The following is a 16,045-nucleotide window of genomic DNA, read 5'->3' on the forward strand; positions in this document are numbered from 1 at the left end:
GCGGCTTTTTTTGTCCGCTGACTTTTCCATTTTTAACATCTAATCCCAATTATCCAATTATTATTAGCTCAGTCGGAAATGTTGTAAGCACCTTTGCCGTTCCATCTTCATCTATATATACATTCTCTTCTATTCGAACTCCTCCGAATCCTGGAATATAGATTCCTGGTTCAATCGTAAATAATAGACCGCTTTCAACTATTAAATCATTGTTTTCATGGACTGAAGGCTCTTCATGCACATCGATTCCAAGACCATGTCCTACCCGGTTATTAAAATATTGACCATATCCCGCTTCCTTAATAACATTGCGTGCGGCAATATCAATTTGTCCAATCGGAATACCAGCTCTTGATGCATTAACACCTTCTAGTGTTGCCTTACGGACGATATCGTAAATTTCTCTCTGTTTCTCCGTTTCTTCTCCTACCACGAATGTCCGTGTAATATCGGAACAGTACCCATCTACAATTACACCCATATCAATTAATAAAAAATCACCTTTGTTAATCGTTTTTTTGTCCGGTCGACCATGAGGCAATGATGCTTTCTCACCTGAAAGAACGATGGTTGAAAATGATGGACCTTCTGCTCCAAATTTCCTCATGAGGTACTCTAGCTCAGCTGTAAAATCTTGTTCGGTCATTCCTTCTTTAACCTTCTTTATACCTTCAGCCATTACTTTTTCGATAATATAAATGGCATTCTGAACCTTGAAACACTCTTCCTTAGTTTTCCTCATTCGTTGTCCGGAGATAAACTCTCCAATATTTTTATAGCTATAATTAAGGAAATATTGGTTTAGTTGTTCTTGATGATATAAGGAAATGACCTTTGTTTCCAAACCGATGGCTTTAACACCTTCTCCAATAGTATCCTTTAATATTTTATATGGATTTAACTCATCCGAAATCGTCACAATCGTTTTTACAAAAGAGGCATTTTCTGCAATTTCAAGATCTAAAGAAGGCACAAATAAATATTGGTTTTGTTTATTAAGATCAATGACGAAAGCCATAAACCTTTCATGTGGGTCAGAATTAAACCCCGTATAGTAAAAGACGTTTTTTGGATCCTTAATGATTGCTAAGTCCACTTGTTGGGTTTCTAAATACTTAATTAATTCGTTTATTCTACTCTGATATTGTTCTCTCATAACTTAGCCATCCTTTAGTGTAAATTTTCACTACAAGCTAAAATCCTCTACAGAATAATTAATTCTTTCGTTGATGGAGTCAAAACTTCACGACCCTTTTCATTAATGAGGACAACATCCTCGACTCTTGCTCCGCCTAATCCTTTTAGATAGATGCCAGGCTCAACCGTAATCACCATATTCTTCTCTAATATTTTATCTTTTAATACTGAAAAAAGCGGAGCTTCATGTACTTCCAATCCAATTCCGTGACCTGTGCCAGTCCCAGAACATTCATTATAACCATTTCTAATGATGTTCTCACGCATTAAAAAGTCAACCTCTTGGTCAGTTAGCCCTGGTCGTAAACCAGCTACACAATTTTCGAATGACCGAAGAACAACATTATGTATTTCTCTTAATTCTGGTGCGGGTTCACCAACAGCAACGACCCTAGAGATATCCGCCCAATAGCCTTGATAATTTGCTCCAAAATCGATTGTAATCATATCACCTTTTTCAATTATTTTATCGCTGGCACGACCATGTGGTAATGCGCTACGGTAACCCGACGCTACAATTGGAGAAAAAGATGTGGCTGTACACCCATTTTTCTTAATAAACGATTCTAGTTCCTCCGCAACATCCAATTCAGTAATACCAGACCTGATAAAATTTAAAATATGTAAATATGCTTTGTCAGTAACTTCAGCCGCAACCCTTAATTTTTTTATCTCGTCCTTCGATTTAATCATTCGGAGTGTTTCTACCACTTCACTTGTGGGGATTAAATCAGTTGAAAAACGGGTTTGATTTTTACTAAATAATCCATAGGATAAATGTTCTTGTTCAAATCCAAGTTTCCTAATTTTCATAGCTTTTATTTGAACAGCCACTTCTTCAAATATTTTCCCTTTATGCCCTGTATGACCTGCGTGTAAAACGACTTCGTAATCCGCTGTCTGATCATGTGCCTGTTCCATATAGCGATAATCAGTAATAAGTTTGGCTTCTGTTTCAGAGATGAGAATAACACCATTACTCCCTGTGAAGCCAGAGATATATAATCTGTTCCATGGATGGATGATCATCATTCCATCTATCCCTAAATCCTGAAACCTTTCTCTCAGCTTTCTAATTTTCTCCATGATCATTACCCTCACTTCAAACTTTCAAAGATTTTTACAGCCAAGTGAAAAATATTATTCCTTAAAATAGATACTTGCAAATTCTGTACCAATTTAATCATCATTCATTAATAGAAGGACACTATATTTTTATTTACTTCTTCCTACGAAACATGTCTAATTTTTTATACATATTATGTATAATATTTTAGAACCTGTAAAAAAATCTATCCAACGATTATTTTATCTATTCCTCATAAATCATTTTTCTCGTCATTCCACCATCAATAGTGATATTTGTTCCTGTTACAAAATTATTGTCTTCAGCTGTTAAATAGAGACAAGCTCTCGCTATATCGGCTGGATTCCCTACACGTTTAGATAAATGCTGCTCATGATCAACCACTCTCAATTGTGAATAGTCACCGGTTTCAATCCAACCTGGTGAAATTGCATTAACAGTAATACGATCTTCGGTAAATGATGATGCTAGTGCATGTGTTAGGGAAATGATCCCTCCCTTTGTAGCAGCATAAGCCTCTGAAGAAGGTTCGGACATGAATGCCCTTGTTGAGGCAATATTAACTATTGCACCCCCTACTTTATTTTCCCTCATTACTTTTGCAGCCTCACGTGAACATAAAAAAACACTTCGGAGATTCGTATTGATTACATCATCCCATTCTTCTAAGGTTAATTCATATGGAGATTTAAATATTCCCTTACCTGCATTATTAATTAATATATGAATCGTGTCGTAGGTAGATGTCGTGACATAGATAAGCCTATTTACATCTTCTTCTTTTTTTACATCGGTTTTAACAAAAATGGCATTACCACCATTTTCCTTTATTTTTGAGGTTATTTTCATCCCAGTTTCTTCATCTATATCGGCGAGTACAACTTTTGCCCCTTTTTTGGCATAGGTACTAGCAATTTCACGCCCAATACCATTTGAAGCACCTGTAACAATTACTACTTTATTAGAAAATGGCATTTTTATATCTCCTTAAAAGAAATTTGAAATAGATTAATCTATTATTAATTTTACAATAAATAAAAAGCCATTCCAGTTTGATTTAACCAGAATGGCTTTCCTAATTTAATAAATATTTTCTTCCTCTGTTTTCTCGCCAATTGTACGCTCTTGGTACCAATTTGTTATTTGTGTAAGGATAGCAAATACTAAAAAGAAATTCATTGCCCACACGTTAATAAAGGGAGCAATACCTCCAAATTCAATTGTGCTATATCCTTTCAACTTCATGACAATCATAGACTCTATAAAAACTAGAATAAACCCCATTACCCCAGCCACAGCTGTTCTAATCATCCTAATATCCCTCCCAGTAATGAACTGTTATTATGTAGACTTACCTTCAATCAACTTGGCAAGCTCATTATATGACAATTTTGTGAACATCCTTTAACTAATTATATTTCAAAAAATACAAAAACAAAAGCCCAAAAGTCTTTCTTATTAAATATATCTCTCCAAAATACAAAAAAGCCGATGCATAATGCATCTGCTTTTCGATTACTTCTCTTTTATTAACCTACAAACATTTTCAACAGCAACCACTAAATTTTCCGGACCCATTTTTAAAGCCTCATCTAACGATGTGAGTTCTCTAAGAATACCAACTATGGCGGTAAATCCATAATCATAAAGAATATCTGCCCCTTTACCAATTTTTCCAGCAAAGGCTACTACAGGAATATTAAGTTCCCTTGCAGTTGAAGAAACACCAAATGGGGTTTTACCAAACACCGTTTGCCCATCTATACTTCCTTCCCCTGTAAACACATATCTAGCTCCTATCATTCTTTCCTTTAGGTTAGTATGTTCAATAACAAGGTTAATGCCTTTTTTTAATTCAGCATTAAGGAAGGCCAACAACCCGGCTCCTAGACCACCTGCTGCTCCAGCACCTTCAACTGTGGCAATATCAATACCTAGTTCTGCTTTTATCATATGGGCATAATGTGCTAGGTTCTGTTCTAACTCTTCCACTACTTCTGCTGTAGCACCTTTTTGTGGACCAAAGATATACGATGCACCATTTTTTCCTATTAAAGGATTTGTCACATCACAGGCTACTTCAATTTTAGTCGTATATAACCGTTTATCAATTCCACTTAAATCAATCGAGTGAAGTCTCCCTAGATTTCCTCCTCCATAAGGAAGTTCAAACCCTTCCTTATCCTTAAAGGAGACACCTAGAGCTTGAAGCATTCCAACCCCACCGTCATTAGTAGCACTTCCACCTATACCAATTAGGATATTCTTTACACCTTGATCTAGGGCATGCTTAATTAACTCACCTGTTCCAAAAGACGTTGTTATTCGAGGGTTTCGTACCTCTTTTTTGAGTAATTCAAGCCCGCTTGCACTTGCCATTTCAATAACCGCTGTTTGACCACTTCCTAATAAACCGTACTCAGCTTCTACTTTTTCCCCTAGAGGACCAATAACCTCAACTTTTACGATTTCTCCATTTGTACCATCGACTAATGATTGAACAGTTCCTTCACCACCATCTGCCATCGGAATAATGACACACTCTGCATCAGGAAAGACTCTCTTTATGCCTTCTTCCATCGCAAGGGCAGCTTTCTTTGCACTCATGCTCTCTTTAAATGAATCTGGAGCTAATATAAATTTCATCTTCGCTCATCCCTTTTTAGATTAAGGATAACAATCGGTTATGTTCATTATCACTTTTTTTGATTAGTTATTTGAATCTTTTCATCTTATTGCATATAATAATTATAATTATATCAAAGGAATTTGATTTAAAGGAGGTTGTAATATGGAGAATTTAATCCCTTTACAGGATATTTCACTGGAAAATACCTTTGCAGAGTATGAAAGAAGTTTTAAAGCTCTTGCAGACAAAAAGCGTCTTCAAATATTAAACTTATTGTGCCAACAGGAATCAATTTGTGTCTGTGATTTATGCGACCTAATCAGTATGACTCAATCGAAGCTATCGTACCACTTAAAAATTTTACTTGATGCGAATCTAATAGTAAAAGAAACTCAAGGAACATGGAGCTACTATAAAATTAATGAACCTGAAATTAATAACCTGTTATCTCCTGAGTTATGTTGTTTGTTTAGACCTAATCGATAAATTCCTAGATAATAAAAAAGAGCTCACATGCAGTGGGCTCTTCTTTAATGTTCATAAATATCTAAAATTTTGAAATGAAGGTGCCAGTATTATCGTCCTTTATAGTTAGCGAAGGATACAAGTAAACATCTGGATTTCGTTGACAAAGATTAACCCAAGCTTCGACACATTTAGGATCAAAATGTATTCCTTTTTGATTTTCAATAAGTTTCATCGCTTTCTCATGGGTCCAAGCTTTTCGGTAAGATCGATCTGAGGTTAGAGCATCATACACATCCACAACCGCTATTACCCTTGCTAAATAAGGAATTTCATCACCTTTAAGCTGGTCTGGATATCCACTGCCATCCCATTTTTCATGATGTGAACGAATAATACTTAATTCCTCCATCATCAGCCCTAGTTCCCTACACATCTCATATCCAAATAAAGGATGCTTTTCGATAATTCCTCTTTCTTCCGCAGTTAATTGGCCAGGTTTGTTTAAAATTGATTCAGGTATTCTAATTTTTCCTACATCATGAAGAAGTGTCCCTTCTGCAATTATCCGAAGTGATTCTGGTTTTAAATGAAGCTCCTCAGCAAGCTTCAACCCATACATTGTGACCCTAAACGTATGACCAGCTGTATAGGAATCCTTTTTTTCTGTTTCTACAACTAGGTCCTTCACGCTTCGTGATAAACTGCCACTAATTCGTTCAAAAGGATCATTCGTAAACAATGCCCTTAAAGAGGCTCCTAAGGTTCCCTTAACAGCATATTGCTTGAATAGGCCAAATAACATAACAATCATAGAAGCTAATAAAAGAAAATGATAAGTCCACCAGCTCATTCTCCACGTTTCACCTAAAGTCATAATAAGCTGTGAAACAATTAGCCAACCTGCACTATAAACAATTGATATCTGAATTGGAAACCTTGTATAGCGATACGAATGATAGTAACGATACATCGTAATGATGTTTAGTAGGATTGTACTTATCATTATGACCCAATTAAGAGGCTTAACTGTTAAAGGAATGATGTCGACCATGTGTGGATCAAGCATACTTAATACACCAAATAGGGATAATAGTCCTATCCATATTGGTAGTAAACGTCTATTATGTTTTGTGAAAAATCCTACGATTTTACTATCTGTTGGTAAAGAAGAAAACATGAGCCAAATGGTGGCTAAAATCATACTTAATTGTGCTGAAACAGCCGGTAAATGTGTCACATCCAAAATAAAGTAAGGCGTTGATAACCCATGCACGGAAAACATTTGGGCAAGGGAGATGAACGACAACGCTAGGAAAGTGACCTTAATATTCCGTAATCTTCTACCTGCTATGCCAATTGCAATTGCAATTAAAGTTGCTAAAATGGCTACAGCTGTAACGATATAAAAATGGCCAGATGGCAAGACAAATTCTGTATCTGTAAAAACACCAAATCTTAAAGCTTCAAAAAATATGTAAGGTACTACCATTGAAATGATCGGACCCCATATGCTGTGTTTTTTCATTAATATCTCCGACCTTCAGTAAAATATGACAATATAAGATGCTTTTATATATTATCATAGATAGAAAAACGATAGAATCATAAACTGACAAAATAATTCAAAAAATGAGGTCCTTTGACAAAATACTGGCCCGTTACTGCTAAAAGGGGTGAATTCTTTTTGAATTCACCCCTTCAAACTTTTTATTCTTGGCTGTTTTCGCAAAGATTGTTGCTTTTCGAACTAAGTTTAAACCCGTATTTATTAAGGCTTCGGGGCATCTTTTCGTCCTTATTTTAAGTTTTATTGTGCTATTCCATGATTTAGGTTGTTATTTTAGATGTAATAGCAACAAAGTTTACGAAAAGAGCCTTATTCTTTTTCTTCAAGCATTAATTCCAATATTAATTGATCCGTTTGCAATGTACCTTGATTTCCTAGCTTACAAAAGCTTTCTATGCTTTTTTCAACATTATTATGAATGAACCCATCTGTGGATTGTATCTTTTTCTGATTCATTGCTAGTAGTGCTGATTGTACAGCTACATTCGAACAAGTTGAAACCTTCATCGCACAGCCAGCCTTTGCCCCATCACAAATCATGCCTGTGACATTTCCAATCGTATTTTGAACCGCAGCTTCGATTTCAAATAGCTCTCCTCCAAGAAGAAAAGCAATGCCGCCACTAGCTCCCATTCCAGCTGCCGTTACACCACAAAGTGCAGAAAGACGACCAAATTTAGATTTAATATGAATAGTTAACAGATGACTAAGAGCTACGGCACGAATCATCGTTTCTTGATCGGCCTTTAACTTTTCAGCAACAGCAACTACAGGAAGAGTCACGGCTATCCCTTGATTTCCACTACCCGTATTCGCCATAACAGGAAGAATACTTCCTGCCATTCTAGCATCTGAGCCTGCAGCTGCTAGCGACATCGCACTAGTTGCTAAATCATCAGATAGGTAACCCTTCGCGATATTTTCTTTTATCGTTTTACCTACCTCTAAACCATACGAATTGGTCAAGCCTTCTAGACCAATTGCTTTGTTTAATTCTATACTTTGTTTCACTAGGTGGAGTTCCTCTAGATTTACTGTTTTAATGAATTCAAATATTTCAGCTATTGTTAGTCCAGTTAATAAGTCCGGATCCGATAATATACCTATATGTTCGCAGCCGCCCTTAAAAACATCCTTACCATTACTTTCTATTAAAGTAATATTTGTATGGTTATCAGCAATGACGACCTTCACTCTTTCATGATCAGAAGTTGCGATGATTTCAATATAAAGCTTTTTCGGTGAATCGGCTATTGATACCGTAATTAATCCTTTTTGAAGCAGTTGCAGTGCCAATTCTTCTTCACTTATAGTAATATTCTCAAGAACCTCAAGCTTTTTGTCTGGATTTCCTGCGATAAATCCAATTGCTGCAGCAAAATCAATTCCTGTCGATTTCATGCCAGGAATACCAACAGCTTTGGCATTCTTTAAAATATTTCCGCTTACCTTAACTTGTATACCCGTTACAGGGCTATGAATATATTTTTTAGCAGTCGCGGTAGCTAATGCAATGGCAACTGGTTCCGTACAGCCTAAGGCGATCACTAATTCTTGCTCTAAAATATTTATTATTTTTTGATGATCCATTTTATTTCCACCTTTTCTTAACATTTTCCAGAAATATCTGTCAAAGTGTAACCGTTATTTAAATTATAATAGAATGCTACATATATTGCACTGAAAAGTGGCAATATGGAGGGTGTTTCCAATACATAAATAGGATATATTATTCCTAACTTGTAGTTTATTGATTTATTTTTTCAATATTTCTATATTTTCCGATATCAACCTATACAACTCAAAGAATAGAAGGTAAAATGATTATTTAACTCTCTATCGAACTTATTTTTATATAGGAGATGCTTATATGGATAAGAAGGAAAGATATGAAAGATTATTAAATAATATAAATCAATATAATTCTGGAGAAATAGGGATTACTCGAGTTGCCTACACAGGTGTTGAACAGGCATGTACCCATGCATTTATGCGAATGTGTAAGGCGGAAATGATGGAAATCCGAATGGATCCATGTGGAAACATTATTGCTAGACGTGATGGAAAAATAAAAGGTCTGCCACCAGTAGTCATAGGATCACATTTAGACACGGTATATCAAGGTGGAAAATATGATGGTATCGTTGGAGTAACAGCAGCGCTTGAAGTAATAAAACGTCTAAATGACAAAAAGATTGAAACGGATCATCCCATTGAGATCATATCATTTGCATGTGAGGAATCTTCTAGGTTTGGCGTATCAACCATTGGTAGTAAAGCGATGGCAGGATTAATAAACAAAGAGAAATATCGGTTTTTAACGGACCGCGACGGAATCTCAATGGAAAAAGCCTTCTCTCTTTGTGCCCTAGATTTTAATAGTATCGAGCAGTCAAGCAGAATAAATGAGCAATTTAAAGCATTTTTCGAGTTACATATTGAACAAGGTCCAGTACTTGTCAACAATAAGAAAAAAATTGGGATTGTGACAGGTATAGCCGCTCCTGCAAGATTCCTTATAAGAATATTTGGTAAAGCTTCACATTCAGGAACTACACCAATGAATATGAGAAGTGATGCTCTTTTAGGGGCCTCTGAAATAGCTTTAGAGCTTGAAAAGGTGGCAAAACTAGAACAAGCTCATGAAACGGTTGCTACAGTAGGAGTGTTAGATGTATTTTCAGGTGCAATGAATGTGGTTCCTGGTGAGGTAGAGATTAAAGTCGACATCCGATCTACTTCCATTCCATCAAGGGAACGTGTGATTGAACATTTGTATAAGACGATTTCTTCTATTAAAGATGATAGAAAACTCAATATAGAGAGTAAAGAAATTAGTGTAGAGGAGCCAGTCTTACTTTCTACAGATCTAATGGAACATCTAAAAGACATTTGTGAAGAGAAACAATTAAGCTACCAATTTATGCAAAGCGGTGCTGGTCATGATGCCATGAATATGACAAGGCTTGGTCCTGTTGGCCTTATCTTTATTCCTTCAGTTGATGGATTAAGTCATCATCCTGATGAGTTTACTGAGATGGATGATATTTTAATCGGAATTGATGTATTGGAGGAAGCTGTTCTGCAAAATGCGATAGCCATTCAAGAATTTCTATAATATAAAAATAGCCCTCCTGCCACATTGACAGGGGGGCTTCTACTTATTTACCATTTCTAATTGCTCAAACGATGACCAATTGATTAATTTCTCAAATAGTATCGAAATTAATACTCCCATTATAAGACCATTTGTAACAAAAGGTTGTATAAAAATCGGTAAATTTGAAAAAACAGAAATAGGCATATTCATTAAACTAATCCCTACTAAAATTGGTACAGCTAAACGAAAAATAGTGTTTGAGTTAAAAGTCTTTCCACCAAGACTACTAAAGGCAGTTCCAAATAGTTGCAAATAAGCAACAAATAATACTGCGTTACCAACTGTAATTGGCATAGTTGCCAAAAAAGTACTCAACATTGGTATTAGTCCTACTACAGTTAATAATCCACCACCAATAAAAAATGGCGCCCGCTGAAAAATCCGCGTACTTTGTAAAAATCCAATTGAGGATGAAAACGGAGTAAACGGAACTAATCCAAACCCTGTGCCAATGATTGAAAAAATAGTCGTTATAAAAATGGAATTACGAAACTTTTTATTAGAAGAATTTCTGTTATATAGTACATCACCTGTACTTATCGAAGCAATCGTATTAGTTAGATTTAGCATCACAGCGAAGAAGGTTACAGCAACGATTCCTACTTCAAAATTAGGATTACCTAAAGGAAATAAAGTAAAGGAAGAAGCAGAGCTACGAGAAACACTTGCCATCTCATCTACAAATAAAATATTAAATAATATCCATCCAACTATTATTCCAATCAAAATAGAAAAGTTACTTATAGTTTGGGAGCCTTTTAGCTTCATGACACTAACAAAAATAACAATTACTAGAGATAATAAACTAATAGGTACATTGATAGTACCGTTTTCTGTTAAAGGAAACATCCCTTTAAAAAAAATAAAAATTAGTTGAAAGGTTAATAAAAATAAGTAGACCGTCATAACCATCGGGGAAAAAATTGACTTTAGAAATGGAACCCCAGGAATTAATACTAAAAGTAAAGTGACGAGGCATGCTAATATTATTCCTGTTACAATTCCGCCCCCAATCGTAGTTAGACTCAATCCCATGGAGCTAGCAGATAACCCTAAATTTATTATGACACCCCATAACAATCCAGAATGCCCCTCCATAAAAGGAAATCGATGCCCCATCCACCCTTGAAATACACATGCTAGACCAGTAAATATTAGAGAGTTACTTAACATTATTTCTCTTATATCTGAAGAAAGTTCAAATACTGTCGCAATGGAGATTGGAACGACAACCGTATTTGCAAAAATAAAAAACAGCCACTGAACAGAAGAAAAAAACGTCATAGATGAAAGCCACTTGTTCATAGTTTTGTTCCACCACTTTCGATTACAAGAATCCAAGTTATTTCTAACTTAAAACCATTCCAAATTTTAATAATAAATGATTTCCATTAAAAACATAATCATAAATACATAAGGAAGCTCATATTTTGAGCTTCCTTATTTTCTCTTCATTTTAGTTAACCTGCACAATGGTTTATAAATCACTTAAAAAATTTCAACCTAATACTTTGTTGTGCAACCCACACAATTAATCTATTTAACTATGTGAGTACCCGCATTTTCATTAATTGCATCCTTCAAACTTTCTGGATTTGTAATAATTACTCGAGTACCATTGTTTTCTAAGAAGCTTAAGCTAGCCTCAATTTTAGGTAGCATACTTCCTGGAGGGAAGTGGTTTTCAAGAACATATTGTTTTGTTTCTTCTACCGATATTTTTTCAAGTGCTAATTGATTCGGTTTTCCGAAATTAATACATACCCGTGAAACCCCTGTTGTAATAATTAACGTCTCAGCATTAACTTGATCGGCTAAAAGACTGGTAGCAAAATCTTTATCAATAACAGCATCAATACCTTGGTACGTGTTATTATCAGATTTCACAACTGGAATTCCGCCACCCCCGACAGCAATAACAACAAAACCAGAGTTAATCAATGTTTTGATGGCATCCTTTTCAACAATATCAATTGGTTTTGGAGATGGAACGACTCTTCTGTAGCCACGGCCAGAATCTTCAATGAAAATCCAATCCGGGTGTTCCTTTTTCATTTCTTCTGATTGCTCTAACGTATAGAATGCTCCTACCGGTTTCGTCGGATTCTTGAAATTAGGATCATCTTTACTAACTTCAACCTGAGTAATGACAGTAGCAACTTTTTTGTTAATACCTCTTTGGGCAAATTCATTAGTTAAAGCTTGTTGAATTTGATATCCAATCCCACCTTGTGTATCTGCACCACAATTTACAAGGGGAACTTCTGGCATTCCAGCAATTTCGTTGGCAATTTCAGACCTTCTTAGTCCAAAGCCTACTTGCGGACCATTTCCATGAGTAACAACAACATTGTAGCCTGCTTCAACCATATCCGCGATGTTTACTGCTGTTTCACACACTGCTTCATATTGATCTTGAATCGTGTCGCGACCATTATCTCGTACTAATGAGTTGCCTCCGATGGCAACAATAACTAATTTTTCCATCTTTTTCTCCTCCAGCTAATTCTGTCTGTTACTTTCCTAGCAATTCAAGTGATTTTTGCTTATGCGTGTGATATAGAGGATTCTCTGGATCATTGGCAATCGCATTTTCAATTGCTTCAATTGCTTCTTCGTGTTTTCCTAAGGAACGAAGGCTGTTGGCCTTATGGAAAGAGAAATCATAACGATGTGGCTGTAGTGCTAAAAGCTGATTCATTGCGTCTACAGCATCCTCATGTTTGCCAAGTTCTCTTAAATAGTTTGATTTATGGTAAAGATAGAAAGTTTCATTTGGGTCTTTTGCTACAGCTTTATCATATTCTGCAAGAGCCTCTTCTTGTTTTTTCATTGATCTGAACGTATTTGCTGTATAGAAATAGAAATCAAGATCGTTCGGATTAAGTGCTACCGCCTTTTGATATTGCTCAAGAGCCTCTTCATATTTCTTTAACTCTTGTAAAAAATATCCTTTATAGTAGATTAAATCCAAATTTTGACTATCCGTTTCAAGAGCTTTAGTTATTACCTCAATGGCTTCTTCGTAATGATCCATTCTTCCAAGAGCTTTTGCATTTTTAATAGATTCGTTGCTTTCTACATATTCTTTTGTAAGAAGCTTTACGACCTTATCATGCTTTAATTCCTCAGCGTGCTGTAAGGATGATTTTCCATCTCTATCAGCTAAATGAACATCCGCTCCAGCTTCAACAAGTAGTTCAATAATGTCAGAGTATAAGCGTCCGCCATTTCCTAAAATAACTGACTCTAAAAGCGCAGACCAGCCTAAATCATTAGCATGATTAACTGGAATTCCAGCATCTAAACATCTTTGCACGGTTTTTAGATACCCTTTTTCACTTGAAGGTAGTAAAGCTGTGCCACCAAAACGATTTACACTCTTTAAATCTGCTCCAAAGTTCAACATAAGGCTTAAGATTTCGTGAAAACCGTTCGCTCCAGAACAAATAAATGGTGTTAAAAGGGTAATGTCTCTCGTATTCACATCACTACCAGCTTCTAAAAGCACTTTTACAACTTCAATTTGATTTTTTTGAGTGGCAGCCATTAAAGCTGTGCGACCATCTAAATCCTTATACTCAACATTCGCCCCATCTACTAAAAGTTGACGGACAACATCAACATCACCTTGTTCACTTGCTGCAATAAGTTGTTGATTTAATGTTTCAGTTCTCACCATCATTAACCTCTCTTTTATGAACTTTATAGAACATTCCTACTAATCTTTATAAAAATAGGTCCGATACTGTTGTTCACAGTACCGGAGCAATTATGAATAATAAACTAGCGCTATTTATTTAATTTATTGAAAAACTCAAACAAATGATCACAATCTTCTCTTTGCTCTACCTTAACCATGTTGAGAACACTTTTATCTTCACCTGTTAAATACTTACGTAAATGCATATCAGAGAAGCCATATTTATCAGCATCTTCGCTCGTATTACAGTAATAAACTTCTTTAATACCTGACCAAATAATGGCAGATACACACATTGGACAAGGTTCACAAGTTGCATAGATTACGCAATCAGATAAATCCATTGTTCCAAGTTTTTTAGTAGCCTCGCGAATGGCAACCATTTCAGCATGAGCAGAAATGTCAGTATCTCTCATCATTGTATTGCTTACTACAGCGATAATCTCATCACCTCGAACAATTGTTGCACCAAATGGTCCACCAACTTTGTTCGCCATTCCTACAAACGTAGCATCTGCAGCTAATTTCATATAATCCATATTTAAAACCCTCCTACTTCTACTCTGTTACAGGACCAATATTATCCTTCTTATTCACATAGAGTTTATACGCTAAAAATGCTGCAATTAGCAAATATCCTAAAACGAAAGGCATAGCAGTTGCTTGTGCAAGTCCGATAGTGCTTGTATGAATTGCACCAATAAAAGTTAAAGCGGATGCTAGCAATGCAGCTATAATGCCTCCAATAGGCGTGTTACGGATAGTAAATACAGCTATACAACCCCAAAGAACACTCGTAATAGGAGCACCATTACCTAGAGCAACCAAGCCATCGTAGAATAGACCAGCATTGTGCAGAGCAACAGAAGATACTTGACCGGCAGCATCGCCCACAGACATACCAGCAGCTGAAAGTGCATTATTAACAGCAACAAGTGCCCAGTTAGCAACCCATGGGAAGAAACATACAAAGATTGCCGGAGCTTCAAATTTCGGGCTTTCTTTGACAACTTGATGACCTGTGACAATCGCAATAAACACGAGCATCGGAACAATAGCAGCAATTGGGACAATAGCTAGCAACAGACCCATAAGACTGAAAATCGATAATAAGAATATTGCAACAGAGCTAGCTATAGAATAGCCTAATCCTGCACCAACTTCTTTCCAACCAGCATGACCTACATATACAGTTACTGGGAATGGGTTACCACAAAGGCCGCCTATTGCAGTTGAGAAACCGTTTGCAAGCATAACATCTCGAGTTTTGTATTCATCCCCGCTAACAGCAGCAGCTTCTACGTTTTCCAAGTTGAAAATGTAGTTTGCTAACCCTAAAGGTACTGCAGTTAATAAATATGGCAAAGCAGCATTAAAGTGGTCGAAAAGCCCATTTAAATGCAACATTGGAGGATTAAAGCCAAATGATTTAAGCGCTTCAGTAACATCAGCAGGATTTTGATATCCAGCTATCCAAGCAATGGCTGTTCCAACTACAATCAATAATAGACCTGTAGGTATTTTCTTTAAAATAGGATGTTTACTTAACCAGTTCATGAAAATAATGATTAATGCAACAAATGCCACTACAGGCATCTCAAATGATTGTAGCATTGGGTTCATACCCAAGAATACAAATGCCAAACCTGCCAAGGCTGCTAACAATACGGTTCTTGGTACAATTTTTCTAATCGTTTCACCTAGGAATGCTCCTAGAAATAAAATGGCAGCCTCTACAAAGCCCCAAATCACGGCAACTGTTGTTGTGAAAACAGCATCCTGTGTTTGATGATAAAGAGGAAGCATAATCACAAATACTATTAGAAAAATACCAGGTGAACTAGAACCTGATGGAAGCGCGGTTACATCTGTTCTTCCTGTTTTCTTCGCTAATTGATAGGCGAAATAAGCAAAAATAATACCTGATAACAATACAGCAAATCCAAAGCCTGGAACAATTCGTTTAAATACAAACTCACTTGGCATACCAACTACACCAATTAATAATGAGATCATAACCAAAAAGTCTGTCAGAACATTAACGAACAAACCGAAGGAAGCAGCAATGTCTCCCTTTTTCCAAAATTTTATATTCCCCATGTAATAATCTCCTTAAAAATGCATTATTTTTTTATTACAGCTAAAATGGAATAAGGATTAAAGTATGGAATAATCGCCATAGTTGTATAAATGATACAGTCAATAGAATTCACTCCAAATTTTAATCCGCACTC

14 protein-coding genes are annotated in these 16,045 nt (G+C 36.0%); 2 read left to right on the top strand and 12 right to left on the bottom strand.

The features are described from left to right. Positions 1-49: 49 nt before the first annotated feature. The 5 genes from LRP83_RS16550 to LRP83_RS16570 form a co-directional block, all read right to left on the bottom strand. Positions 50-1,156 carry a M24 family metallopeptidase gene (locus LRP83_RS16550; protein WP_230497802.1) on the bottom strand — a complete coding sequence of 369 codons (1,107 nt, stop codon included), beginning with the start codon at positions 1,154-1,156 and terminating at the stop codon, positions 50-52. A 47-nt stretch (positions 1,157-1,203) separates the two neighbouring features. After that, positions 1,204-2,283 carry a M24 family metallopeptidase gene (locus LRP83_RS16555; RefSeq protein ID WP_230497803.1) on the bottom strand — a complete coding sequence of 360 codons (1,080 nt, stop codon included), beginning with the start codon at positions 2,281-2,283 and terminating at the stop codon, positions 1,204-1,206. Between the two features lie 226 nt (positions 2,284-2,509). Then, positions 2,510-3,259 (bottom strand): glucose 1-dehydrogenase, encoded by a 750-nt coding sequence (locus LRP83_RS16560; RefSeq protein WP_230497804.1) that lies wholly within the window; start codon positions 3,257-3,259, stop codon positions 2,510-2,512. A gap of 105 nt (positions 3,260-3,364) precedes the next feature. Then, positions 3,365-3,595, bottom strand: a complete 231-nt coding sequence (locus LRP83_RS16565; protein WP_230497805.1) for a hypothetical protein — start codon at positions 3,593-3,595, stop codon at positions 3,365-3,367. 204 nt (positions 3,596-3,799) lie between these two features. Next, positions 3,800-4,930 (bottom strand): glycerate kinase, encoded by a 1,131-nt coding sequence (locus LRP83_RS16570; RefSeq protein WP_230497806.1) that lies wholly within the window; start codon positions 4,928-4,930, stop codon positions 3,800-3,802. A 145-nt stretch (positions 4,931-5,075) separates the two neighbouring features. On the opposite strand from LRP83_RS16570, the gene LRP83_RS16575 reads away from it, so the two are divergent. Beyond that, entirely contained in the window at positions 5,076-5,399 is a 324-nt protein-coding gene (locus LRP83_RS16575; protein WP_230497807.1) for an ArsR/SmtB family transcription factor, read from the top strand. Between the two features lie 61 nt (positions 5,400-5,460). On the opposite strand, the gene LRP83_RS16580 is transcribed toward LRP83_RS16575, so the two are convergent. Both LRP83_RS16580 and LRP83_RS16585 read right to left on the bottom strand, forming a co-directional pair. After that, on the bottom strand, positions 5,461-6,906 hold the full coding sequence (locus LRP83_RS16580) for an HD-GYP domain-containing protein (protein ID WP_230497808.1): 1,446 nt from the start codon (positions 6,904-6,906) through the stop codon (positions 5,461-5,463). A gap of 351 nt (positions 6,907-7,257) precedes the next feature. Next, positions 7,258-8,538: an L-cysteine desulfidase family protein gene (locus LRP83_RS16585; protein WP_230497809.1), complete on the bottom strand. Its 1,281-nt coding sequence runs from the start codon at positions 8,536-8,538 to the stop codon at positions 7,258-7,260. A 280-nt stretch (positions 8,539-8,818) separates the two neighbouring features. Here LRP83_RS16585 and LRP83_RS16590 point away from each other — a divergent pair, with 280 nt between their 5' ends. Continuing rightward, positions 8,819-10,066: a M20 family metallo-hydrolase gene (locus LRP83_RS16590; RefSeq protein ID WP_230497810.1), complete on the top strand. Its 1,248-nt coding sequence runs from the start codon at positions 8,819-8,821 to the stop codon at positions 10,064-10,066. A 39-nt stretch (positions 10,067-10,105) separates the two neighbouring features. On the opposite strand, the gene LRP83_RS16595 is transcribed toward LRP83_RS16590, so the two are convergent. From LRP83_RS16595 to LRP83_RS16615, 5 genes are all read right to left on the bottom strand, one after another. Further along, positions 10,106-11,413: a uracil/xanthine transporter gene (locus tag LRP83_RS16595; protein ID WP_230497811.1), complete on the bottom strand. Its 1,308-nt coding sequence runs from the start codon at positions 11,411-11,413 to the stop codon at positions 10,106-10,108. A gap of 231 nt (positions 11,414-11,644) precedes the next feature. Continuing rightward, on the bottom strand, positions 11,645-12,595 hold the full coding sequence (gene arcC / locus LRP83_RS16600) for a carbamate kinase (RefSeq protein ID WP_230497812.1): 951 nt from the start codon (positions 12,593-12,595) through the stop codon (positions 11,645-11,647). A gap of 28 nt (positions 12,596-12,623) precedes the next feature. After that, positions 12,624-13,793: a tetratricopeptide repeat protein gene (locus LRP83_RS16605; RefSeq protein ID WP_230497813.1), complete on the bottom strand. Its 1,170-nt coding sequence runs from the start codon at positions 13,791-13,793 to the stop codon at positions 12,624-12,626. Positions 13,794-13,900: 107 nt separating this feature from the next. Continuing rightward, positions 13,901-14,350, bottom strand: coding sequence for a nucleoside deaminase (locus LRP83_RS16610; protein WP_230497814.1), 450 nt, complete (start codon positions 14,348-14,350; stop codon positions 13,901-13,903). Between the two features lie 19 nt (positions 14,351-14,369). Next, on the bottom strand, positions 14,370-15,911 hold the full coding sequence (locus LRP83_RS16615) for a xanthine permease (RefSeq protein ID WP_230497815.1): 1,542 nt from the start codon (positions 15,909-15,911) through the stop codon (positions 14,370-14,372). Positions 15,912-16,045: the final 134 nt, after the last annotated feature.

It is taken from the genome of Pseudoneobacillus rhizosphaerae, from assembly GCF_917563885.1.
Lineage (GTDB): Bacteria > Bacillota > Bacilli > Bacillales > Cytobacillaceae > Pseudoneobacillus > Pseudoneobacillus rhizosphaerae.